Annotated in this window: 20 protein-coding genes; 10 read left to right on the top strand and 10 right to left on the bottom strand. The window is 72.5% G+C overall.

Going from position 1 to position 22,596, the window contains the following annotated elements:
• Window positions 1-65 precede the first annotated feature (65 nt).
• Window positions 66-1,028 (top strand): NsdA family TPR-like regulatory protein, encoded by a 963-nt coding sequence (locus CP975_RS02190; RefSeq protein WP_055534500.1) that lies wholly within the window; start codon window positions 66-68, stop codon window positions 1,026-1,028.
• Here the strand turns inward: CP975_RS02190 and CP975_RS02185 are convergent.
• On the bottom strand, window positions 991-1,569 hold the full coding sequence (locus CP975_RS02185) for a TetR/AcrR family transcriptional regulator (protein ID WP_055534498.1): 579 nt from the start codon (window positions 1,567-1,569) through the stop codon (window positions 991-993). The two genes, CP975_RS02190 and CP975_RS02185, sit on opposite strands and share 38 nt — an antisense overlap.
• Before the next feature lie 234 nt (window positions 1,570-1,803).
• On the opposite strand from CP975_RS02185, the gene CP975_RS02180 reads away from it, so the two are divergent.
• Genes CP975_RS02180 through CP975_RS02165 form a run of 4 tightly spaced genes read left to right on the top strand, consistent with a single transcriptional unit; the run spans window position 1,804 to window position 6,626 of the window.
• The gene (locus CP975_RS02180; protein WP_055534496.1) at window positions 1,804-2,346 is read left to right on the top strand and encodes a (2Fe-2S)-binding protein; all 543 of its coding nucleotides are present in this window, start codon (window positions 1,804-1,806) and stop codon (window positions 2,344-2,346) included.
• Entirely contained in the window at window positions 2,343-3,335 is a 993-nt protein-coding gene (locus tag CP975_RS02175; RefSeq protein WP_055534493.1) for an FAD binding domain-containing protein, read from the top strand. Before CP975_RS02180 ends, CP975_RS02175 begins: the two co-directional genes overlap by 4 nt.
• Window positions 3,332-5,485, top strand: a complete 2,154-nt coding sequence (locus tag CP975_RS02170) for a xanthine dehydrogenase family protein molybdopterin-binding subunit (RefSeq protein ID WP_055534491.1) — start codon at window positions 3,332-3,334, stop codon at window positions 5,483-5,485. Before CP975_RS02175 ends, CP975_RS02170 begins: the two co-directional genes overlap by 4 nt.
• Window positions 5,478-6,626: an XdhC family protein gene (locus CP975_RS02165; RefSeq protein ID WP_150476508.1), complete on the top strand. Its 1,149-nt coding sequence runs from the start codon at window positions 5,478-5,480 to the stop codon at window positions 6,624-6,626. The genes CP975_RS02170 and CP975_RS02165 overlap by 8 nt, the downstream gene beginning before the upstream one ends.
• Here CP975_RS02165 and CP975_RS02160 read toward each other — a convergent pair.
• From CP975_RS02160 to CP975_RS02145, 4 genes are all read right to left on the bottom strand, one after another.
• Window positions 6,605-8,824 carry a WD40/YVTN/BNR-like repeat-containing protein gene (locus CP975_RS02160; RefSeq protein ID WP_055536162.1) on the bottom strand — a complete coding sequence of 740 codons (2,220 nt, stop codon included), beginning with the start codon at window positions 8,822-8,824 and terminating at the stop codon, window positions 6,605-6,607. The genes CP975_RS02165 and CP975_RS02160 overlap by 22 nt on opposite strands.
• Window positions 8,825-8,963: 139 nt before the next feature.
• Window positions 8,964-10,514, bottom strand: a complete 1,551-nt coding sequence (locus tag CP975_RS02155) for an FAD-dependent oxidoreductase (RefSeq protein WP_055536163.1) — start codon at window positions 10,512-10,514, stop codon at window positions 8,964-8,966.
• 125 nt (window positions 10,515-10,639) lie between these two features.
• Window positions 10,640-12,694, bottom strand: coding sequence for a CocE/NonD family hydrolase (locus tag CP975_RS02150; RefSeq protein WP_055536164.1), 2,055 nt, complete (start codon window positions 12,692-12,694; stop codon window positions 10,640-10,642).
• 114 nt (window positions 12,695-12,808) lie between these two features.
• A complete protein-coding gene (locus CP975_RS02145; protein WP_055536165.1) occupies window positions 12,809-14,122 on the bottom strand; it encodes an ATP-grasp domain-containing protein in 1,314 nt (437 codons plus the stop codon).
• 157 nt (window positions 14,123-14,279) lie between these two features.
• Here CP975_RS02145 and CP975_RS02140 point away from each other — a divergent pair, with 157 nt between their 5' ends.
• On the top strand, window positions 14,280-14,945 hold the full coding sequence (locus tag CP975_RS02140) for an HhH-GDP family DNA glycosylase (RefSeq protein ID WP_055536166.1): 666 nt from the start codon (window positions 14,280-14,282) through the stop codon (window positions 14,943-14,945).
• A gap of 46 nt (window positions 14,946-14,991) precedes the next feature.
• Here the strand turns inward: CP975_RS02140 and CP975_RS02135 are convergent, their stop codons facing one another.
• A complete protein-coding gene (locus tag CP975_RS02135) occupies window positions 14,992-16,434 on the bottom strand; it encodes a VWA domain-containing protein (protein WP_055536167.1) in 1,443 nt (480 codons plus the stop codon).
• Window positions 16,431-17,300: an AAA family ATPase gene (locus CP975_RS02130; protein ID WP_055536168.1), complete on the bottom strand. Its 870-nt coding sequence runs from the start codon at window positions 17,298-17,300 to the stop codon at window positions 16,431-16,433. Before CP975_RS02130 ends, CP975_RS02135 begins: the two co-directional genes overlap by 4 nt.
• A gap of 175 nt (window positions 17,301-17,475) precedes the next feature.
• Here CP975_RS02130 and CP975_RS02125 point away from each other — a divergent pair, with 175 nt between their 5' ends.
• Together CP975_RS02125 and CP975_RS02120 are read left to right on the top strand one after the other, a co-directional pair.
• On the top strand, window positions 17,476-18,609 hold the full coding sequence (locus CP975_RS02125) for an oxidoreductase (RefSeq protein ID WP_055536169.1): 1,134 nt from the start codon (window positions 17,476-17,478) through the stop codon (window positions 18,607-18,609).
• A gap of 63 nt (window positions 18,610-18,672) precedes the next feature.
• Window positions 18,673-19,284, top strand: coding sequence for a CGNR zinc finger domain-containing protein (locus CP975_RS02120; protein ID WP_150476507.1), 612 nt, complete (start codon window positions 18,673-18,675; stop codon window positions 19,282-19,284).
• Between the two features lie 64 nt (window positions 19,285-19,348).
• Here CP975_RS02120 and CP975_RS02115 read toward each other — a convergent pair whose 3' ends face one another.
• The gene (locus tag CP975_RS02115) at window positions 19,349-19,789 is read right to left on the bottom strand and encodes a nitroreductase family deazaflavin-dependent oxidoreductase (protein WP_055535805.1); all 441 of its coding nucleotides are present in this window, start codon (window positions 19,787-19,789) and stop codon (window positions 19,349-19,351) included.
• Between the two features lie 126 nt (window positions 19,790-19,915).
• On the opposite strand from CP975_RS02115, the gene CP975_RS02110 reads away from it, so the two are divergent.
• Complete coding sequence (locus CP975_RS02110) at window positions 19,916-20,977, top strand: PucR family transcriptional regulator (RefSeq protein ID WP_055535807.1); 1,062 nt, start codon at window positions 19,916-19,918, stop codon at window positions 20,975-20,977.
• 20 nt (window positions 20,978-20,997) lie between these two features.
• Here CP975_RS02110 and CP975_RS02105 read toward each other — a convergent pair whose 3' ends face one another.
• Window positions 20,998-21,405 (bottom strand): CoA-binding protein, encoded by a 408-nt coding sequence (locus tag CP975_RS02105; protein ID WP_055535808.1) that lies wholly within the window; start codon window positions 21,403-21,405, stop codon window positions 20,998-21,000.
• 48 nt (window positions 21,406-21,453) lie between these two features.
• The gene (locus CP975_RS02100) at window positions 21,454-22,029 is read right to left on the bottom strand and encodes a TerD family protein (RefSeq protein ID WP_030777057.1); all 576 of its coding nucleotides are present in this window, start codon (window positions 22,027-22,029) and stop codon (window positions 21,454-21,456) included.
• Window positions 22,030-22,179: 150 nt separating this feature from the next.
• Here CP975_RS02100 and CP975_RS02095 point away from each other — a divergent pair, with 150 nt between their 5' ends.
• Window positions 22,180-22,587: a BlaI/MecI/CopY family transcriptional regulator gene (locus CP975_RS02095; RefSeq protein WP_055535810.1), complete on the top strand. Its 408-nt coding sequence runs from the start codon at window positions 22,180-22,182 to the stop codon at window positions 22,585-22,587.
• Window positions 22,588-22,596: the final 9 nt, after the last annotated feature.

The raw sequence follows: 22,596 nt of genomic DNA, 5'->3' as shown, positions 1-22,596 counted from the left end.
TGGGGTATTCGGAATAGCGTCGGGGCGGGGCCGGAGTGCGGCCGGAGTGACAGGGGGAACGCGCGATGCCAGGTCGGAGCGATGAACAGCGGGTCTCGACCCTTCCTTCCGTGACCGGCACCCTCCAGCGCCTCCTCGCCCTGGACGCCACCCGGGGAGCCCGCGCGGCCGTCCCCGCGGTGCGCGAGGCCGTGCGGTCCGTGCCCGAGCTGTCCGCCGACCCCGAGAGGCTGCACGGCCTGGACCGTGAACTGCTCGCGGCGCTGGCCGAGTTGTGCGAGGTCATCGGCTGGATCCTCTTCGACGCCGGACTCCACCGCCCCGCCCGCCGGGCGAACGCACGGGCGCTGGCCCTCGCGGAGCTGTGCGGCGACCGCTGGACGGCACGCCTCGTGTTCCTGAACCACAGCATGCTCCAGGCCCACACCGGCAGGTCCCGCGCGGCTCTGGAGACCGCTTCCCGGGTGTACGGAGCCCGTGCCCTCCCGTCCAGGGTCGAGGCCCTCGTCCTGATACGCCGGGCCCACGCCATCGCCCTGCTCGGCGGCGACCGCGAGCCCGAGGCGCTGGTCTCCCGGGCCCGCGGCCGCTTCCTGGACGGCGTCTCCCGCCACGACCCGCCCTGGGCCTGGTGGATCGACGACACCGAACTCCTCGGCCACCAGGGCTGGGTGCTGGCCCGGCTGGGCCGCTGGGACCGGGCGATCCCGCTCCTGCGCCGGGCCGCGACAACCCCCGGCGGCCCCGCCTACCGCGACCTGTTCGGCGCGGAACTGCTCGCGGCGCTCGCGGGGGCCGGGGCCTGGCGGGAGGCCGAGGGCGTCATCGCGGACCTCGCACCCCGCGCCGCCCGCATCGCCTCCGCTCGCACGGTCGGCTCGCTCGCCGCCACGGCGACCCTGCTGCGCGGCAGCACGACGGCCACCCCCTCATTGCGCGACGGGGCGGCGCACCTCCTGGAGGTGCTGGGCGCCCCGCCGCCCGACGTCCTCAGCGCCCCGGAGCGCCGGCTTTCAGCCCGTCCATGACGAGGTCCATCAGGCGCCCCGCGCGTGTCTGCCACTCGCCGTGCGGATCGATCTGCCACAGCCCGGCGATGGCGAGCAGGAAGTCGTCCGGGGTCACCCCGGGCCGGATGGTGCCCGCTTTCTCGTTCGCCTCCAAAAGGACCGCCACGGCGTGCGTCAACGGGCCGCGGCCCACCCCCGCCAGGCTGCCGAGCGCGCTGGTCGCCCGGCGTATGGCGTCGGCGAGGCCCGCCTTGGCCATCGCGTACTGCACGAGGCGGTCCATCCACTCCCGCAGGGCCTGGTCGGGCGGCCGGGTGTGGAGCAGCTGGCAGGCGGCGTCGCAGACCTGCTGGACCTCATAGCGGTAGACCTCCAGGACGAGCGCCTCGCGATTGGGGAAGTTGCGGTAGAACGTCCCCTGCCCGACGCCCGCCTTCCGCGCGATCGTGCTCAACGGCGCGTCGCTCGCCCGCGTCAGCTCCACCAGGGCCACTTCCAGGATGCGCTCGCGGTTGCGCTGCGCGTCCGAGCGCAAGGGTGCGTCCTTGTGCTGCCCCACTCGCTCTCCTCCCGCGCCTCACGGCCCGATTCGGCCTTGCTAAGCGGACACCTGTCCACTAAGTTCGAAGGCTCATGGACAACTGTCCGCTTAGGGCCACCCTAGCGCCGGAGACGGCCGCGCGGGCCGATCTCCCGCCTCCGGTCTCCCTTCTCCTCTCTGTACAGCGCCACCTCTCCCGAACCTCGCGCCGGGACCGCCTCGTTCGACGCGATACGCGAAAGAAGGCTGCTCATGGCCCCATCGACGTCCAGTGCCCTCACCCTCAACATCAACGGCGAGAAGCACACACTGACCGTCGACCACCGCACCACCCTGCTCGACGCGCTGCGCGAGCGGCTCGACCTCACCGGCACCAAGAAGGGCTGCGACCAGGGCCAGTGCGGCGCCTGCACGGTGCTGATGGACGGCCGCCGCGCCGTGTCCTGTCTGCAACTCGCGGTCGCCGCCGAGGGGCGCGAGATCACCACCATCGAGGGCGTCGCCGACGGCGACCGGCTGCACCCCGTGCAGCAGGCGTTCCTCGACCTCGACGGCCTCCAGTGCGGCTACTGCACACCCGGCCAGATCTGTTCCGCCCTCGGCGTGATCGAGGAGCACGCGGCGGGCTGGCCGAGCGCCGCCACCACCGACGTGCGGCCCGAAGCGGGCGTGCCCGAACTCACCGCGGAGGAGATCCGCGAGCGGATGAGCGGAAACCTCTGCCGCTGCGGCGCGTACGTGTCGATCGTGCAGGCCGTCGCGGAGGCGGCCCGCGCCGAGAAGGAGAGCGCATGAGGGACTTCGGATACCAGCGGGCGCACGACGTGCCCGGGGCGGTCGCCCTGCTCGGCGCCGACCCCGACGCCCGCTACCTCGGCGGCGGCACCAACCTCGTCGACCTGATGAAGACCGGCGTCGAACGGCCCGCGCTCCTCGTCGACGTACGCGAACTGCCCCTGGACGGCATCGAGTCCACCGACGACGGCGGACTGCGCATCGGGGCGACCGTCACCAACAGCGACCTCGCCGCCCACCCCGAAGTGCGGTGCCGCTACCCGGCGTTGGCCGAGGCCGTCCTCGCGGGCGCATCCGGCCAGCTGCGCAACATGGCGACCGTCGGCGGGAACCTGCTCCAGCGCACCCGGTGCGGCTACTTCACCGACCTGAGCAAACCGTGCAACAAGCGCACCCCCGGCAGTGGTTGCTCCGCCGTCCGGGGCGAGCACCACAACCACGCGATCCTCGGCGCCACCGCGCACTGCGTGGCCATCCACCCCTCCGACATGGGGGTAGCGCTCGCGGCCTTCGACGCCGTCGTCACCTACGAAACGGTCGATGGGCCGGGCCAGTTGCCGCTCGCCGAGTTCTATCTGCCGGTGGGGGACACCCCGCATCTGGAGACCGCGCTGCCGCCCGGCGCGCTCATCACCGGCATCACGCTGCCGCCCGCACCGGTCGCGGCCCACTCCCGCTACCGCAAGGTGCGCGAGCGTGCCTCGTACGCGTTCGCCATCGGCTCCATAGCCGGGGCGCTCGACGTCCGGGACGGTGTCGTGCACGAGGTGCGCGTCGCCCTCGGGGCGGTCGCGTCCCGGCCCTGGCGGGCGCGGGCGGCCGAGCGGGCCCTGGCCGGGGGCCCGGCGACCGCCGAGGCGTTCGCCGCCGCGGCGGACGCCGAACTGGCCGCGGCCGAGCCGCTGTCCGGCAACGCGTACAAGGTGACGCTCACGCGCAACCTCGTCGTGGCCCTGCTGACCGAACTCGCCGAGGAGGCCACCCGATGACCACGACCACCGGCCCCACCGCGGTGACGGGCTCCGTCGGCGTCGCGCACACCCGCGTCGAAGGCCGTGACAAGGTCACCGGCGCCGCGCGCTACGCCGCCGAGATCCCCTTCACCGACCTCGCCCACGGCTGGCTCGTGCTCTCCACGATCGCCCGCGGCCGCGTCACCTCCGTCGAGGCCGAACCCGCCCTCGCGATGCCCGGCGTCCTGACCGTGCTGCACCACGGGAACGCGCCGCGAATCGACGTGGACTACCAGGGGCTCCTGGGCTCCCCCGACCCGGTCGTCGGGGTCTTCCAGCACGACCGGGTGCCCTTCGTGGGCTGGCCCGTGGCGCTCGTCGTCGCGGAGACGTCCGAGCAGGCCAGGGAGGCCGCCGAGACCCTGGTGGTCCACTACGCCCAGGAGCCGCACGACATCGCGTTCTCCGCGGGACACCCCGGCAGCTACACGCCCGAGGCCGACGGCATGCACACGGAGAAGGGCGACCTGGAGGCCCAACTCGCCGCCAGCGCCCACGTCGTGGACGCCGAGTACACCACGCCCGAAGAGCACCACAGCCCGCTGGAACCGCACGCGGCGACCGCGCGCTGGGACAACGGCCGTCTTGAGGTCGTCGACTCCAACCAGGGCAGCAGCTGGATCGCCGACGAGCTGACGAAGGTGTTCTCCCTCGACCCCGGCTCGGTGCGGGTCCGCTCCGAGCACGTCGGCGGGGCCTTCGGCTCCAAGGGGCTGCGGGTCCCCCAGGTCCTCGCCGCGATGGCGGCGACCGTGCTCGACCGCCCCGTCCGGGTCGTGCTGACCCGCCGCCAGATGTTCTCCCTCGTCGGCTACCGCAGCCCCACCGTGCAGCACGTCCGGCTCGGCGCGGACCCCGACGGGCGGTTGCGCGCACTCGACCACCAAGGGCTGAACCTCAGCTCGACCGTCCATGAATTCGTCGAGCCGAGCGCCGGGTTCGGGCGCCCGATGTACGACGCCGACGCGCACCGCACCCACACCCGCGTCGTGCGCCTCGACGTGCCGACGCCGACGTGGATGCGCGCCCCCGGCGAGGCCCCGGGGTCCTTCGCGCTGGAGTGCGCGCTCGACGAACTGGCCGAGAAGTGCGGTGTGGACCCCATCGCGCTGCGGGCCCGTAACGAACCGGACGTCGGACCCGTCTCCGGGCTGCCGTTCAGCAGCCGCAACCTCGTGGCCTGTTTCGAGGAGGGGGCCCGCAGGTTCGGCTGGGCGGACCGCGACCCGCGCCCCCGCGTGCGCCGCGAGGGACGCTGGCTGCTCGGCACCGGCATGGCCGCCGCGACCTTCCCGGTGCTCGTCGGCCCGGCCACGGCGGGCCTGACGGCCGAGGCGGACGGGACGTTCACCGTCCGCATCGCCGCAGCGGACGTCGGCACCGGCGCGCGGACCGCGCTCGCGCTGATCGCGGCCGACGCCCTGGAGGTGGCGCCCGAGCGGATCCGGGTCCGCGTCGCCGACAGCGACTTCGGCTTCGCGATGATCGCGGGCGGTTCGATGGGCACCCGGTCCTGGGGCTGGGCCGTCATGGCCGCCGCGCGCGAACTGCGGGAGAAGCTGGTGCCCGGCGGTGACATCCCCGCCGAGGGCGTCACCGCGAAGGCCGACACCGGCGCCCTGCTCGGCACACTCGCGCAGAAGGAACGTCACTCCTACGGCGCGCAGTTCGCCGAGGTCGCCGTGGACGTCGCCACCGGCGAGGTACGCGTACGCCGCATGCTCGGCATCTTCGCCGCGGGCCGGATCATCAACCCGCTGACCGCGCGCAGCCAGCTGACCGGTGGCATGATCTGGGGCCTCTCCATGGCGCTGCACGAGGAGGCGGTCAGGGACCAGGCCACGGGCGCGCCGGTGGGCCCCGACCTCGCGGGCTACCACGTCGCCGCGCACGCCGACGTGCCGCACATCGAGGCCGACTGGGTGGACGACCCGGACCCCGACGACCCGGTCGGGATCAAGGGCATCGGCGAGATCGGCATCGTGGGCGCCGCGGCCGCGATCGCCAACGCCGTCTGGCACGCGACGGGCGTCCGCCACCGGAACCTGCCGATCCGCCCCGACCGCGTCATCGAGGACGGTGTGACCGAGGGCCGGGTGACCGCGACGGGCGGCGGCAGTGCTTGACATCGCCGACGACCTGAACCGATGGGTCCAGGAGGGCCGGGACTTCGCGGTCGCCACCGTCGTGCACGTCGGCGGCAGCGCACCGCGCGGTCCCGGCGCGGCCCTCGCCGTCGACGGTGAGGGCACGGCCATCGGCTCGGTCTCCGGCGGCTGCGTGGAAGGGGCGGTGTACGACCTGTGCGTCCAGGCCCTCCACACGGGCGAGGTGACGGTCGAGCGGTTCGGGTACAGCGACGAGGACGCCTTCGCGGTCGGCCTGACCTGCGGCGGTGTCATCGAGGTGCTGGTCGCCCCGGTGGCCGCGGACGCGCCGGACAGGGCGCTGCTCGCCACCGCCCTCGCGGCCGCCGCCCGCGGTGAGCCGGCCGCGCTCGCCCGGATCACCGCGGGCCCCGCCGACCTGCTCGGCAAGGCGATCGTCGTGCACGGCGACGGCACGACCGAGGGGAGCCTCGGCGGGCATCCGGAGCTGGACCGCACGGCGGCGGGGGAGAGCCGCGCCCTGTTGGCGGCGGGCCGCACCGGTGAGTTCGTCGTCTCGGAGCGCGGGTCGCGCTGCGGGAGCGCCCTGACGTTCCTCGTCGAGTCGAGCGTGCCACCGCCCCGCATGATCGTGTTCGGGGCCATCGACTTCGCCGCGGCCCTGGTCCGCGCCGGGAAGTTCCTCGGCTACCACGTCACGGTCTGCGACGCCCGCCCGGTCTTCGCGACGCCGGTCCGCTTCCCCGAGGCGGACGACATCGTGGTCGAGTGGCCGCACCGCTACCTGGAGCGCACCGCCACGGACAGCCGCACGGCCCTGTGCGTGCTCACCCACGACGCCAGGTTCGACGTGCCGCTGCTCGCCGCGGCGCTGCGGCTGCCCGTCGCGTTCGTCGGCGCGATGGGGTCCCGCCGCACCTACGAGGACCGCGACCGCAGGCTCCGCGACATCGGGGTCACCGAGGACGAACTGGCCCGGCTGCACTCGCCGATCGGCCTCGACCTCGGCGCTCGTACGCCCGAGGAGACCGCCCTGTCGATCGCGGCGGAGATCGTCGCGGTCAGACAGGGCGGCACGGGCCTGCCGCTCACCGGCTCACGGACGCCGATTCACCACGAGCCGCCCGCGAGCCGCCTTCAGCGGGTGGCCAGCTCGTAGAAGCCCCTGCCGAACGTGGCCGCCACCAGGCGGTCGTGCCCCGCGTCGTACTCGATGTCGTCGACCGGGACCGCGGGCATGCCCTGCCCGAGCCGCGACCACGTCGGCCCGCCGGACCGGGACGTGAACACGCCCTGGTCGGTGCCGACGTGCAGCCGCCCGCCGTGCCCGAGGACGAGGTCGTTCACGGGCGCGTCCGGCAGATTGCCCGAGAGGTCCTGCCAGCTCCTGCCGCCGTCCGAACTGCCGTACACATGTGCCTTGTTGGATCCGGAGCGGTAGGCGGAGTGGGTGGTGTACACGCGGTCGGGATCGCGTGGGTCGACCACCACGCGGGTCACCCAGGAGCGGCCCTCGGCCAGCTTCGTCCAGTGCGCGCCCAGGTCCTCGGTCACCCAGACCCGGCCGTCGTCGGTGCCCGCGTAGACCGTGCGGCCGTCACCCGCCGGCGCGATCGACGTGATCGTGCCGTAGTTGGTGTAGAGCGGGTCGGGACCGGGCCCGCCGGACAGGTCGGGGCTGATGGGCCGCCAGGTCGCGCCCCCGTCGGTGGACCGGTTCACCACCTCGGAGCCGTAGTAGAGGACCTTCGTGTCCTTCGGGTCGAAGACGACGGGCGTGAACCAGTTGCGGCGCTTGTACGTCGTTCTGTCCGCGAAGTACGTCAGGGTGTCGCCGCCGTCGGTGGAGCGGAAGCAGTTGCCGTACTGGTAGCAGGCGAAGACGTTGTTGATGTCGGTGGGGTTGATCAGGTTCTCCTCGCCGTCCCCGCCGAGGTACTCGTTGAAGCGCTCCCCGCCCCAGGAGCGCAGCGAACCGTTGTCCTGGGAGCCGCCGGATATCCGTCCGGTGTCCTGCGGGCTGATGGCCACGCTGTAGAGCTGGGTGTACGGCTCGTGCCTGGCCTTGACCCAGCCGCCGTCGCCGTTCGCGTCGGAGCGGTAGACGCCGCCGTCGTTGCCGAGGTAGACGCGGCCCGGCCTGCGCGGGTCCCACACCATCGCGTGCTGGTCGACGTGGATGCTGGTGTCGTCGGCGCTCCAGGTGGCGCCGCCGTCCTTCGTGGTCATCAGGGGCACGCCCGCGACCTGTACGTGGTCCGCGTCCTTCGGGTCGGTCCACACCTTTCCGAACCACCAGCCGAACGTCGACTGCGACTCGGTCAGCTTCTGGTCGGCCGGGGTGCGCCGCCAGCTGTCGCCGCCGTCGGTGGACGCGTAGAAGCCCTCGAAGGGCCCGCCGGTCCTGTTGACGATCGCGTACGCCTTCTCGCCCGCGACGGCGAGGCCGATGCGCCCCACGTCCGGGCCCCGCTCGGGAAGCCCGCCGCCGAGCCGCCGCCAGGACCTGCCGTCGTCGTCACTGCGGAAGATCCCCGAGCCCACACCGCCGTAGGTGCGCAGCTCGGGCGTGCGGCGGTGGTCCCACAGTACGGCGTACAGCCGCTTGCCCCGGACGACGATCTCGGTGGCGCCGGTGAACTCGTTGGCGCCGGAAAGGATCCGCCGCCAGGTCTTGCCGCCGTTCTCCGTGCGGTAAACGCCGCGGTCGCCGCCCCCGTTGTAGAGCGAACCGGCCGCGGCCACGTAGATGCGGCGCGGGTTGCGGGGGTCGACCGTGATCGCGCTGATGGCGCCGGAGTCGCGCAGGCCGATCCGCCGCCAGTGCCGGCCGCCGTCGACGCTGCGGTAGAGGCCGGTGCCTTCGTACGTGATGCTGCCGCCGCCGGGGTTGGGCTCGCCGGTGCCCGCGTACAGGGCGCCGTCCGGGCCGGTGGCGACCGCGCCCATGGCCTGGGTCCAGCCGTCGGGCCAGGCGGACTTGAACGTCCGCCCCGCGTCCGTGCTGCGCCAGATCCCGCCGCTGGCAGCGGCGGCGTACAGAGTGTCGGCCCGCTTCGGGTCGAGGGCCAGCGACACGATCCGGCCGCCGATGTTGGTGGGGCCGAGGGTCTTCCACCGTCCGCCGGTGGTGGGCAGTTCGCGTGCCTGTGCGGCGGCGTTCTCGTGGGCGTGCCGGGGGATCGGCTCTCCCGGCACGGTCTTCTGCAGATAGCGGTACTCGGCCGGTGCGGCGGGCCCGCGGACGGGGCGGTACACGTCGCCCGGCCCCGGCGGCGCCGCGCTCGCCGGTGCGGTTGCCAGGAGGACTACGCCCGCGAGCGGGGCGAGGACCAGATGAAGCAGGCGTCTTCGCATGGGCACCCTCTTCTTCGGCATGGCCAGAACAAGCCGTGCCGACGTTACGAGAGGGGGCGGAGGAACAGTAGGGCGGAAGTTGGCCGTTGTGGACCGAGCGCGCGCTATGCGCCGGGCGGCGCCCTCGGCCCCGGCCCACTTACGAGCCGGGCAACTCCCGCCGCTCCAGGGGAGAGGTCGCCGGCCCCTGAAGAACCTCCCCGTCGGTGCCGAAGCGCGAGCCGTGGCACGGGCATTCCCACGTGGTCTCCGCCTCGTTGAAGGCGACCAGGCACCCCAGGTGCGTGCAGCGGGCGGAGACGGCGTGGAGCGCGCCGCTCTCGTCGCGGTGCACCGCGCAGCGACGCCCCTCGATCCGCACCACCGCACCCGAGCCTGCCGGGATCTCGTCCACCGAGTCGACGTGGGTGCGCAGCCGGTCCCCGACGAAGTGCTTGGCGACCTCGGCCTGCTGGCTCAGCAGGGCCGGAGCCTCGCGCACGGTGCTGAGCAGCCGGCGCGGGTCGTACAGGTCGGCCCACGGGGACTTCTGTCCGCCGATCAGCCGGGCGAGCAGGCTCCCGGCCATGACGCCGCCGCTCATGCCCCAGCCGCCGAACCCCGTGGCCACATAGGTGTGGCGGGCCCCGGGATGGAAGGGTCCGACCATGGGGACGCCGTCGGTCACGGAGTTGTCCTGGGCAGCCCACCGGTAGGCCGTCTCCGCGACGTCGAAGTGCTCCCGCATCCACGCGTCCAGTGCCCGGAATCCGGCGGCGGCGTCGCCCGTGCCGGGGGTGAACCCCTCGCCCGTCACGATGAGGAGACGCCCGCCGTCGTCCCCGTACGGCGCGGTGCGCACCGAGCGCTTGCCCCCCTCTTGTGTGATGTACATGCCGCCGGGGTCCTGCCCGGGGGCCAGCGGTGCGGCGACGACGAGTTCACGGTTGGCCGACAGCCTGGCGAAGAGCAGGGCGCGGTCGAAGACGGGGTAGTGGGTGGCGACGACGACGGCCTTCGCGGTGACCGTGTGCCCGGACTCCGCGGTCACCCTGCACGGGGATCCCTCGCGCAGGCCGGTCACCCGGGTTCGCTCGTGAATGACACCGCCCCGCGTCCGGAGGTCCTCGGCGAGCGCCAGCAGATAGGCGCGGGGATGGAACTGCGCCTGGTCCTCGACGCGTACCGCGCCCGCCACCGCGAAGGGCAGATCGGTGACCTCCGTGTACTGCGCGGGCAGACCGGCCTCGCGGGCCGCGTCGGCCTCCGCGCGCAGTTCGTCGGTGCCGTCCGCGCGGGTGGTGTACGTGTAGGCGGGCGCGCGCTCCAGTTGGCAGTCGGCGCCGATCTCGGCGCACACGGCCGCCACGTGCTCCACCGCCTCCTGCTGGGACCGCGCGTACAGGTGGGCGGCCTCCGGGCCGCGGGTGCGGCGCAGCCGCTCGTACACGAGGGTGTGCAGGGAGGACAGCTTGGCGGTGGTGTAGCCCGTCACGCCCGCGGCGATGCGGTCGGCTTCCAGGACGGCGACCGTCCGCCCGGTGCGGGCCACCTCCCACGCCGTGCTGAGCCCCGCGATGCCGCCGCCCACCACGGCGACGTCCACCTCGATGTCCTGTGCCAGGGGTGGGTACGACGTCGGGTCGCTGGTGTCCATCCAGTACGACTCGGGCCGGCCCGGCAGTGGCCCGGTACGAGGTGTGACGGCCATGGTGGCTCCCTGGTCTCGGGGTTCGTGGGTCGTGCGGGTTCCCCCGCCCCACCGGGTCAACCCGGTGGGGATCTTGCCCACAGGCTACGCAAAAGGGGCATAGCGTGCTTCTGGGGTGGCCGGTCCTACAGCCAGTCGCGGGGCAGCGTCTCGTTCCACGTACGGGAGAAGACGCGGCGCTCACCCTCGTAGCCGTCGAGGGTCGCGTCGACGAGGAAGTTCTCCTCGTCGCACCGCAGCACCGTGCGGGTGCGCACACTCACCTCCCAGTCGTCGCGCGCGAACCGCATCGTCCACTCCGACTCGCCGGCCACCGACGTGAAGTCGTCACCCGTGGAGGTGTACCGCTCGAAGGCGCGGCAGCCGACGTCGAGCCCGATCTCCTCGAACCGGACGGTGCCGCGGTCCTTGACGATCTCCAGCGCGGAGTTGTAGCCGACCAGGTCACGCCTGACCTCCCAGCGCTGGTCCGGCGGCGAGAGCCGGGTGGTGGCCAGCGGTTCCGCGCCCTCGGGCTCGTCGAAGGGGCGCTGCGGCGCGTTGTCCGGCTCGGCGACCGGCCGCACCGGCAGCCGCAGCGCGCTGGAGCCCTCGTACACGCTGAGCAGGACGGGCCGGGGCGGGGGCCAGGCGAGCGGCCAGTACGACGTGGACAGCGAGAGCCGGATGCGGTGGCCGGGCGGGAAGGACTGGGCCACGCCGTTGAGCTGGAGGGTCGCGCGGTAGCGGCGCCCCGGCTCCAGCGGTTCGGGCTCACCGGTGCCGTCCCTGCGGGTCAGGTTGAGTACGCCGTACGTCACCCGGGTGGCCCGCCCGTCCGGGGCGACGTCGGAGATGCGGGCGGCGACCGTGGCCACCGGTTCGCTGACCGACAGGTCCAGGTCGACGCAGGGGGAACCGAGGATCTCGACCGGCTCGGTCAGCTCGGGGGAGTCGAAGACCAGGGAGCCACCGTCCTCCTCGCGCTGGTCGTAGGGCAGGTCGGGCGGGGCGTTGTAGGAGGCCCACTTCCCCGCGAACTGGCCGACCGACAGCGGGGACTGCACGGTCATGGCCTCACCGGCGGCGTCCTGTTCCGCCACCGGCTCACCCTGCACCGGGTCACCCTGCCAGGCGATGCGGTGACGCATCAGGGGGTGCGAGACCTCCTCGATGTGCGGCGAAGGCCACTCCGGCTCGCCGACCCAGCGGCCCGGCCGCTCCTCATAGGAGGTCGACGGCGGCACGCTGTCCTGCATCCAGGCCCGCAGCATCGGGCCGTCCATGACGCCGTTGTCCTCGCCCTTGAGCCAGTGGTCCCACCAGCGCACCACCTCCTGGAGATAGCCGATGGCGGGGCCGGGCTCACCCAGGTGCGGATACTTGTGCGACCAGGGGCCGATCAGACCCTTGCGCGGCACCTCCAGACGGCCGAGCAGCCGCGTCACGGCGTTGGAGTAGCCGTCCGCCCAGCCGCTGGAGGCGAGGACGGGGCAGCGGACGTCCTCGTAGTTCTCGCAGACCGAGGCGTGCTTCCAGTAGTCGTCGCGGCGCTGGTGGCGCAGCCACTCCAGGACCCAGGGCCGCGCCTGGTCCATCCGCTCGTGCCACATCTCGCGCCAGCGCTCGCCGACGACGGCCGGGTCGGGCGGACAGGTGGCGTAGGCGAACATGGTGCCGGCCTCGGCGAGGTTGTCCGACAGCATCGCGCCGCCCATGTAGTGCATGTCGTCGGCGTACCGGTCGTCCGTGAACGAGGAGATGACGATGGCCTTCAGGCTCGGCGGCTGCCGAGCGGCCACCTGAAGGGCGGCGAACGCACCCCAGGAGATGCCCATCATGCCGGTCGTGCCGTCGCACCAGGGCTGCTCGGCCAGCCAGGCGAGCACTTCCTCGGCGTCGGTCTGCTCCTGCTCCAGGTACTCGTCCCGCAGGACGCCCTCGGACTCGCCCGTGCCGCGCACGTCCACGCGCACGCACGCGTAGCCGTGCCCCGCGATGTAGGGATGGTGGATCGAGTCGCGCACGGAACTCAGATCGCGCTTGCGGTACGGGATGTACTCCAGGACGGCCGGTACGGGCGCGTCGTCCGAGGACGTCGGGCGCCAGATCCGCGCCGAGAGCCGGGTGCCGTCGGACATCGGTACGACGACGTGTTCTTCCTCTTTGGTCGCGTACGGGAGATTGCCCACGTAACGCATGGGGCCGTGCCATCCTCTCGGTCGGTTCCTCCGCCGGGACAGGCGGATCTCAGTGTGTCGGCTCGTGCCAGTCGCTGGTACGGCCAGTCGGTCGTATGGCCAGCGTTGGTATGGCTAGTCGTTGGTCTGGTCGCGGCCGCCGGGCTCCGTGCCGTCGAAGGTGAGCCCCAGCGCGGCCACGCACCGGTCGTACTTGCGGCGCAGGTCCTCCTCGCTGTCGCCCCCGGTGTAGATGTGGGCCAGCTCGAAGCTGTAACTGTCCTGGTGACCGGAGTCGGACAGCCGCTGCCCCTCCTCGACGTTGACCTCGATCCGCACGTTCCCGATCTCGCGCTCGATGCGGTCGATGTCCTCACGCGTGGGCACGTTGTGCACCACGCCGTCGGCGAACCACCGGTAGTACCACTTGGCGGCCGTCGCGCAGGTGCCTTCGCGGTGGGGGATCGCCGGATCCTCGTCGAAGGCGAGGCTGACCATGCAGTGGTGGTTCGGTACGCCGTCGACGTACTCGAACAGCTCCGCGTGCGACTGCGAGTGCCGAGGGTTGATCTCCAGCAGGTTCAGCTCGTCGGTACCGGGATCGTAGAAGTACTCGATGCTGAAGGTCGCGTTGTCCATGCCTATCTGCCGCATCACGCGCACGGAGACGTCGTGCAGCCGCCGCACGACCGGTTCCGGCAGGGTGGAGGGGTACTGGTGGCGCAGGAAGCACGAGGAGTCCGGGTAGTTGATGGAGTCGAGGACGCCGTAGACGGTCACCTCGCCCCGGTGGACGTATCCCTCGACCGCGACCTGGATCCCCGACAGCGCTTCCTCGGCGAGACAGACCTGGGCGCCGATCCCGTCCATCTCCGCGGGCAGCTCGATCTGGTCGAGGATGTGCTCGAAGGGGCGCCCGACCGTACCGATCCCCTCCTTGATCCTCGCCACGGCCTCGTCGAACTCGTCCTGGTCCTCCACGCTGTAGGCCAGCTTCGAGGAGTACGACAGGGCGGGCTTGAGCCACATCGGGAAGCGCACGCCTTCGGGGGGCCGCGGGGATTCGGCCTCCAGATCGACGCGGCCGAAACGGGGGTGCTCGTCGACCACCTTCTGCTGCTCAAGGCGGCTCCAGTACTTGTGCTCGCACTTGACGACCGACTCCAGGCTGGTGCTGCGGGTGCCGTACTGGGCGCCCAGCATCGGCACGAGCGTGCTCCCGGGGAAGTCCCAGTAGCTCACGATCGCGTCGATCTCGCCGTCGAACCCGTCGAGGACCTCCCGCGCCTTCGCGAGCAGGTCCGGCACGGAGACCTCGCCGCCCTGGAGCTCGTCGACCGTGAGCAGCGGATGGAAGCGATAGTCCTGCGCGTGCGGGATGGCGTGAAGTGTGGGCAGATTGGCCTCGTCCAGGCCGATCACGAATACGTTCTTTTGGCGTGCAGCCACAGATGCTCCCTCGTTCTTGTCCGGTGGTTCTCGTCCGGATCTCTTCTTCCGACGTCAGGGCGGCTGTGTACCCGCAGGTCGGACACGCACACGTTTTCGGCCATGAGGGGCGGGGAGTCATGAGGTCGGGGAGAGGATCCGACCCGGGAGGAGAACCATGGCCGACCGACGCGGCCGCCACCGTGCCGTCCTGCGGGCCCTGCTCGACGCCCACGGCCGTACCTACGCCGAGGAGGCGGGCATCCGGCTGCGGGACACACCGCAGCCGCTGTACCAGCTGCTCGTCCTGTCCGTACTGCTGAGCGCCCGCATTCGCAGCGCCGCGGCCGTGGGTGCCGCCAGAGAACTGTTCGACGCCGGTCTGCGCGACCCGAGGCGTATGGCCGGGGCGACGTGGCAGCAGCGGGTCGACGCGCTGGGCCGCGGCGGATACCGCCGCTACGACGAGAGCACCTCCACCCGCCTGGGGGACGGCGCCGAGCTGATTCTGCGGGAGTACGGGGGCGACCTGCGCCGCCTGCGGGACGCGGCGGACAACGACGCCGCACTGCGCCGCCTGCTCCAGACGGTGCCCGGCCTCGGCCCGACGGGCGCGGACATCTTTCTGCGCGAGGTGCAGCGGGTGTGGCCGGAGGTGGCACCCCGCCTGGGCGACAAGGCGCTGCAAGGCGCGCACCGGCTCGGCCTGCCCGACGACGAGGAGGAACTGCTGCGCCTCGCCGAGAACGCGGACCCGGCGGCCCTGTCGGCGGCGCTCGTCCGCGCCGCCCTGGACAAGTCCGTGGCCGATGAACTGACGGGCGATGACCTGTCGAGCGGATGAACTGGCGGGCCAGTCCTGACCGACGGCGGGCGGACATCGCCTCGCGTCACACCGGCAGCAGCCGCGCGATCAGCTCGCCGAGCTGCCGGGCGTTGCGGCACTCGTGCATCTCGACCAGTTCCGCGTACGCGTACGCCGCCGAGTCGCCGGTCGACCACTGCGCGCGCCGCTCGGGATTGAGCCAGTGCACGCGACGGGCCCGCCCGGCGATCTGTCGCAGCGCCGGGAGATTGGGGTCGCTCATGTTCGTACGGGCGTCCCCGAGGACGAGGACCACGGTGCGCGGGCCGACCGCGTCGAGGTGGCGCTCGGCGAACTCGCCAAGGGACGTGCCGTAGTCACTGCTGCCGTGCCAGTCCGTCACGGCCGCCTCGCCCAGGATGCGGGCGCCGAGGCCCGCCGGATCCGCGGAGCCGTGCGCGAGCAGCCCGGTCACCTCGTCGACACGGTTGACGAAAGCGAACACGCGCACCTTGCTGAACTGGTCGTGCAGCGCCTGCACCAGCAGCATCGTGAAGTTCGCGAAGCCCGCGACCGAGCCGGACACATCGCACAGCAGTACCAGTTCGAGCCGCGCGGGACGGCGGCGACGCAGCACGGGCCGCATCGGCACGCCACCGGTCGACAGCGAGCCGCGCAGCGTGCGCCGCAGGTCGATGGTGCCGTGCGCGGCGCGCCTGCGGCGCGCGGCCAGCCGGGTCGCGAGCTTGCGGGCCAGGGGATGAACGGCCCTGCGGAGTTCGTCCAGCTGGGCGCGGCCCGCGACCAGGAAGTCGACCCGGTCGGCGGTGGTCGCGACGGCCCGGCGGGCGACCTCCTCCGTGCCGCGCCGCTGGGCGACCCGCCGGCGCGCCTCGGCCCGCACCAGCTCGCGGAACCCCTCGATGCGGCGCCGGATCTCATCGGGCTCCAGGCGGTCCGTGAACGCGGCGGCTCCCGGGCCCTCGCCGGTGGAGCCCGCGCGGAGAGCGGCGAGGACACGCGCCAGAAGCGTCTCGGGCCGCAGCCTGCTGAGCGTCTGGTGGGAGGACCAGCCGTCCGAGCCCTGCCCCGAGCCGTACCGGCCGAAGCCGTCCACCGCTTCACGCGCCAACTGCCCGAGCAGCGCCCGGTCGTCGGCCGCGAGCGCGGCGACCAACCGCTCGCGCAGTGCCTCCCGGTCGGCCTCGACGGCGCTCCTGTCCGCTGACGTACTCCTGTCCGCCGACGCGCTCCTGTCCACCGGCCCGCCCATGCCCAACGGAAAGTAGAGATCGAAGACGGGGTCGAAGACCGCCCGCTGGCTCTCCTGGTGGAGCAGCGCGGCGGCCAGTCCCTCCCTGACGCGTTCGCGGTCGGTGAGACCGAGCGCCTCCAGGGCGGCCGCCGCGTCGACGGTCTCACCGGGGCCGATGCGCAGGCCGTGGGAGCGCAGCGCCTTGACGAGCCCGGCGAGCCTGCCGGTGATCCCCTCGGCGCCAACCGCCCGGGGGCCCGGAAGCGCCGTCACACGGCGTCCAGATCCAGCTTGGCGACCGCCTTCAGCACATCGTCCTGGTGCTTGAGGAGGACGCCGAGGCTGTCGCGTACGACCGTCTCGTCCAGGGTGTCGGCGCCGAGCGCGAGCAGGGTGCGCGCCCAGTCGACGGTCTCGGCGACCGAGGGTGCCTTCCGCAGGTCCATGGCGCGCAACGCGCCCACCACCCGCACCACCGACTCGGCGAGCGCCTCGTCCAGGCCCGGCACCTTCATCCGGACGATGCGGCGCTCCAACTCCTCCTCGGGGAAGCCGATATGGAGGAAGAGGCAGCGGCGGCGCAGCGCCTCGGACAGTTCCCGGCTCGCGTTGGAGGTGAGGACCACGAACGGGCGGCGCTCCGCGCTGATCGTGCCCAGCTCCGGGACCGTGACCTGGAAGTCGCTGAGGACTTCGAGGAGCAGGCCCTCCACCTCGACGTCCGCCTTGTCCGTCTCGTCGATCAGGAGCACCTTCGGATCACCGCCGCGGATCGCTGTGAGCAGCGGGCGCGAGAGCAGGAACTCCTCGCTGAAGATGTCCGTGCGCGTCTCGTCCCACGACTCGTCGCGCCCGGCGGTGATGCGGAGCAACTGCTTGGCGTGGTTCCACTCGTAGAGCGCGCGGGACTCGTCGACGCCCTCGTAGCACTGGAGCCGGACGAGGCGTGCGCCCGCGACCTGGGCCACGGCCTTCGCCAGCTCCGTCTTTCCGACACCTGCGGGGCCCTCCACCAGCAGCGGCTTGCCGAGCCGGTCGGCCAGGAAGACGGTGGTGGCGACCGCGGGCGAGGCCAGATACCCGGTCTCGGCCAAGCGGGCCGCGACATCGTCGACGGATGTGAAGTACCCGGTCGTCATGGAGGTACCTGATCAGTTCCGGCCGCCGCCCACAACACGCGGAGGCGGTTTGCGGCACACGTCACGTCCGGGCCCGCGCCTGTCCGGGAAAAGCCGCCGACCTCTCGCGAACGACAGAGGTAAAGGGGTTACGCTTATTTCCTAGATCTCGTGCTCAAGAGCAGAGGAGCCTGTCATGACCCGTCCGAACAGAGCCCACGGTCACCGGTCCCGTGCCGCACGCCTTCTGGGGCGGCCCTTCACCATCGGCGATCTGACGCTGCCCAACCGCATCGCGATGGCCGCGGTGACCCGACGCTTCTCGCCGGGCGGCGTGCCGGACGAGGACGTCGCCGCGTACTACGCGCGGCGGGCGGCGGGAGGCGCCGGCCTGATCGTCACGGAGGGCACCTACATAGGGCGGGACGCGGCTGCGGCGTACGACCGGGTGCCGCACTTCCACGGCGAGAGGGCCCTGGCCGGCTGGGCGCGGGTGGCCGAGCGGGTGCACGAGGCGGGCGGCCGCATCATGCCCCAGCTGTGGCATACGGGCGTGGTCCGCACCGACACCGTCCCGCCGCTCGGCGTCCCCGCCGAGGGTCCCTCGGGGATCGGCCTCGACGGGCGCCCGCACGGCAGGGCCATGACGCTCGACGACATCGACGCGGTCGTCGAGGCCTTCGCGGAGGCCGCCGCCACCGCCGAGCGCATCGGCTTCGACGGCGTCGAACTGCACGGCGCCCACGGCTATCTGATCGACGCCTTCCTGTGGCACGGCACCAACACCCGCGGCGACGCCTACGGCGGGGACCACGCCTCCCGTGCCCGGTTCGCCGCCGAGATCGTCGCCGCCGTACGCGCGGCCGTCTCACCCGGCTTCCCGGTCGTCCTCCGCCTCTCGCAGTGGAAGACCGACCACTACGACGCCCGCGTCGCCGAGAACCCCGCCGAACTGGAGCACCTGCTCGCGCCCCTCGCGGCGGCGGGCGTGGACGCCTTCCACGCCTCGACGAGGCGCTACTGGCTGCCCGAGTTCGACGGCAGCGACCTGAACCTCGCGGGCTGGGCGAAGAAGCTCACCGGCAAGCCGTCGGTCACCGTGGGCTCCGTCGGTCTCGACCAGCAGTTCGCCGGGGCGCCCGGGCGCACCCAGCGGTCCGGCGTCACCGGTATCGATCCGCTCCTGGACCGGCTGGAGCGCGACGAGTTCGACGTCGTCGCCGTCGCCCGCGCGCTGGTCGCCGACCCCGAGTGGCCCGCCAAGGCGCTTACCGGTCGGTTGGCCGAGGCAGTGCCGTACGACGCCTCACGCCTCGACGCCCTGGTGTGAGAGGGGCGCGGGACCCCCCGTGAAAGAGTGGGTCGGCCCTTTCGAACCCCGGAGAGTGATCCCATGACCTGGCCCGCGACCGCGCGGTACCGCCTGGAGCCCGCGCCCGGCGGCCTCGGACTCGTCCAGGACCTGCTCAACACCGTCGCCGCCGGTACGCCCCCGCACCCCGACCTGCTCGACGGCCTCGCCGAGGCGCGGACGTGGGCGCACGAGGCCGCCTCCGAGTGGGCGGCGGCGACCGGACTGCCCGCGCCGCACATCACCCTCGACGCCAAGGGGCTGCGCGAACTGCGTACGTTCCGCGAGACGCTGGGGAAGCTCGTCGCGCGGCGTAGGCAGGGGCAGGGGCGCGGTGAGGGGGCCGGGGCGCTCGGGCCGGGCGTGGCGTACTCCGGTGAGGCGGCGCTGCGGCTCGGTGAGGACGGTGTCGTACGCCTGGAACCGTGCGGCACCGGCTGGGGCCACCTCGTCGCACTGGCCCTCGCGGCGGCGTACGACGGGCAGCGCGCGGACACGGCGCGCCGCCTCAAGACCTGCCGCAACCCGCTCTGCCGGGTCGCGTTCTACGACCGCTCCCGCAACAACAGCGGCGTCTGGCACGACGTCAAGACATGCGGGAACGCGGCGAACCTGCGGGCCTTCCGGGCCCGCCGCCGCGAACAGGAGACCTGACGCGACCTGCGGCAGGAGGCCTCCTGCGGGCGCTCAGGACTCGACAAACGCCTCCTACGGGCGCTCAGGACTCGATGGGCGTCAGGACGAAGAGGGGGATCTCGCGGGTCGTCTTCTTCTGGTAGTCGTCGTAGTCGGGCCATACCGCGACTGCCCGCTCCCACCAGACGCGCCGCTCCTCACCGGTGGCGACCCGCGCACGGTAGTCCTTCTTCACCGGGCCGTCCTGAAGCTCGACATGCGGCTGGGCGACGAGGTTGTGGTACCAGGACGGGTGCGCGGGGTCGCCGCCCTTGGACGCCACCACCGCGTACTCCCCTTCGTGCTCGACGCGCATCAGGGGGTTCTTGCGGAGCTTCCCGCTCTTGGCGCCGACCGACGTCAGCACGATGACGGGCTTGCCCCGCAGGGTCGTGCCGTCCGTGCCGCCGGAACTCTCGTAGAGATCGACCTGCTTGCTCGACCAATCCCACGTACCGGGCTCGTACTCTCCAGTCAGAGGCATGACCTGTACAACGACGCGTGCCGACCGATTGTTCCCGCCCCCGCCCGGGTCGCCCAAACCCGCCATGCGTTAGAAAGGCATCAACGGTCCATCGGTATCAAGGTTCATCGAGGCGGCAGGGGCGGCATGGCGGGGCAGGACATACCGCAGGAGTATCTCGACGGCTACGCCCACATCCTCGCCGCCGCCTCCTCGACGGGGCGGCGGCTCACCCGCGACGAACTCGCGTCGCGGCGCGTGCTGGGGGAGCGGGCCGCCGACGCCGGCCTCGGCCTCAGGGCCCTGGTCGGCGCGCACCTCGCGGCGACCCGCGCCCACTGGCCCGCCGAGCGGGCGCTCTGCGTCGACAGCGCACTGGCCGCCGCCGAACAGGCCATGGACGCCTTCGCCGAGGGCTACGAACGCGCCCAGCGCCTGGCCGTCCGCCAGGAGGAGGCGGCCCGGCGCGAGTTCATCGACGATCTGCTCTACGGACGCAGCGACCTCGGCCTGCTCGCCGAACGCGCGGAACGCTTCGGGCTGCGCCTGTCCTACGAACACGCCGTCGCCGTCGCCGAGGGCCCGAACGGATACGAGGAGGGGCACGCGGTCCCCCGCGAGGTCGAGCGGGCCCTGATCGGCCGGTTCGGCGACCGGAGCATCCTGCTCACCACCAAGGACGGCCGCCTGGTGTGCATCGCCCCGGGCGACCAGGGAGAGGTCCTGGCCTTCTTCGCCAAGCGTGCCCACGCCGCCACCGACGGCGGCCGCGTCGCCATCGGCCGCCCGCAGCCCGGCCCCGGCGGCGTCGTCCAGTCGTACGAGGAAGCGCTCAACGCCCTGGACCTCGCGGAACGCCTGGAGCTTGACGACCCCGTGCTGCACGCGGCCGACCTGCTCGTCTACCCCGTCCTGACCCGCGACCGCCAGGCCATGGCCGACCTCGTGCTCAACACGCTCGGCCCGCTGGAGCGGGCCCGCGGCGGAGCGCAGCCGCTCATCGACACGCTCGCCGCGTACTTCGACTCGGGGTGTGTGGCGGCGGAGGCCGCCCGCCGCCTCGCGCTGAGCGTGCGCGCCCTGACCTACCGGCTGGAACGCATCCACAAGCTCACCGGCGCCAACCCCTCGGACCCCGTGCACCGTTACACCCTCCAGACCGCGGTGATCGGCGCGCGCCTGCTCGACTGGCCCTCGAAGCGGTTCTGAAGGGCGCGGCCGCCCCGACCTCAGCCCAGCCGTGGAATCTCGATGGCCGGGCAGCGGTCCATGACCATGTCCAGGCCCGCCGCGCGCGTCCGTTCGTACGCCGCCTCGTCGATGACGCCGAGCTGGAACCACACGGCCCGCGCGCCGGCCGCGACCGCCTCGTCGGCGACCTGGCCCGCCAGGCCGCTGTTGACGAACACATCGACCACGTCGACCGCGAACGGCACGGCGGACAGGGAGGGATACCCCTGCTCGCCGTGGACCGTCTCAGCCTTGGGATGGATCGGCACGACGCGCTTGCCGAAGCCTTGCAGGACGGCCGCGACGCCGTACGCCGGCCGGTCGCGGTTGCCGGACAGGCCCACGACCGCCCAGGTGTCGCCCAGCTCCGTCAGGATCTTGCGCACCGTCTCCTGGTCGTCGTACATGACCTGCCTCCTCGGGGTTCGCGGCCGGATGCCGTCAGGGACCGCGGGTCAGACGTTCACGCCGAAGTCCGTCGCGATGCCCCGCAGTCCACTGGCATAACCCTGGCCGACCGCGCGGAATTTCCACTCGGCGCCATGGCGGTACAGCTCGCCGAAGACCATGGCGGTCTCCGTCGACGCGTCCTCGGAGAGGTCGTAGCGCGCGATCTCGACGCCGTCCGCCTGGTTCACCACGCGGATGAAGGCGTTGCGGACCTGGCCGAAGCTCTGGCCGCGGTTCTCGGCGTCGTGGATCGACACCGGGAAGACGATCTTCGTGATCTGGGCGGGCACCTGGGCGAGGTTCACCTTCACGGCCTCGTCGTCGCCCTCGCCCTCACCGGTGAGGTTGTCACCGGTGTGCTCGACCGAACCGTCCGGACTCGTCAGGTTGTTGTAGAAGATGAAGTGCTGGTCCGAGACGACCTTGCCGGAGTCGTCGCAGAGCAGCGCGCTGGCGTCCAGGTCGTAGTCCGTGCCCGTCGTGGTACGCACGTCCCAGCCCAGACCGACCAGTACGGCGGTCAGGCCCGGGGCCTCCTTGCTGAGTGAGACGTTGCCGCCCTTGGCCAGGGAAACTCCCACGATGTCCTCCTGAGGTCCGAGTTACGCGTTCCGGGTGATGGCTCCCGTAGAATCTACAGGAATGTAGAAGCTGGCGGGGTGGTCCGGGCCCGTTACGATATGGCGCTCCCGGCCGCCGAGGAGCGCGAAGAGGCTGGAGGGAGCCCCGGCATGGAGCATCACGACAAGCGCGAGGAGCGCCCGCCGAGGCTGCGCCGCCGCGCGCAGGGCGAGCTGGAGCAGCAGGTGCTCGCCGCGCTGCACGCCGCCCGCGGCCCGGTCAGCGCCGCCTGGGTGCAGGAGCGGATCGGCGGTGACCTCGCCTACACGACCGTGATGACGATCCTGACCCGCCTCCTCGCGAAGAACGTGGTGACCCGGGAGCGCGCGGGCCGGTCCTTCGCGTGGACGCCGGCCTCGGACGAGGCGGGGCTCGCCGCGTTCCGCATGCGCAAGGTGCTCGACGGCGAGAGCGACCGGGAGGCGGTCCTCGCCAGCTTCGTCACGACGCTCACGGCCGACGACGAGCAGCTCCTGCGGGAGCTGCTCGGGCGGGCGGGCGCCGAGACGGACGACTGACACCTGATG

Source organism: Streptomyces alboniger (genome assembly GCF_008704395.1).
In the GTDB taxonomy this organism is placed as follows: Bacteria; Actinomycetota; Actinomycetes; order Streptomycetales; family Streptomycetaceae; genus Streptomyces; species Streptomyces alboniger.
The sequence above is the reverse complement of the archived record's forward strand: the minus strand, read 5'-3'. Positions and strand labels throughout refer to the sequence as shown.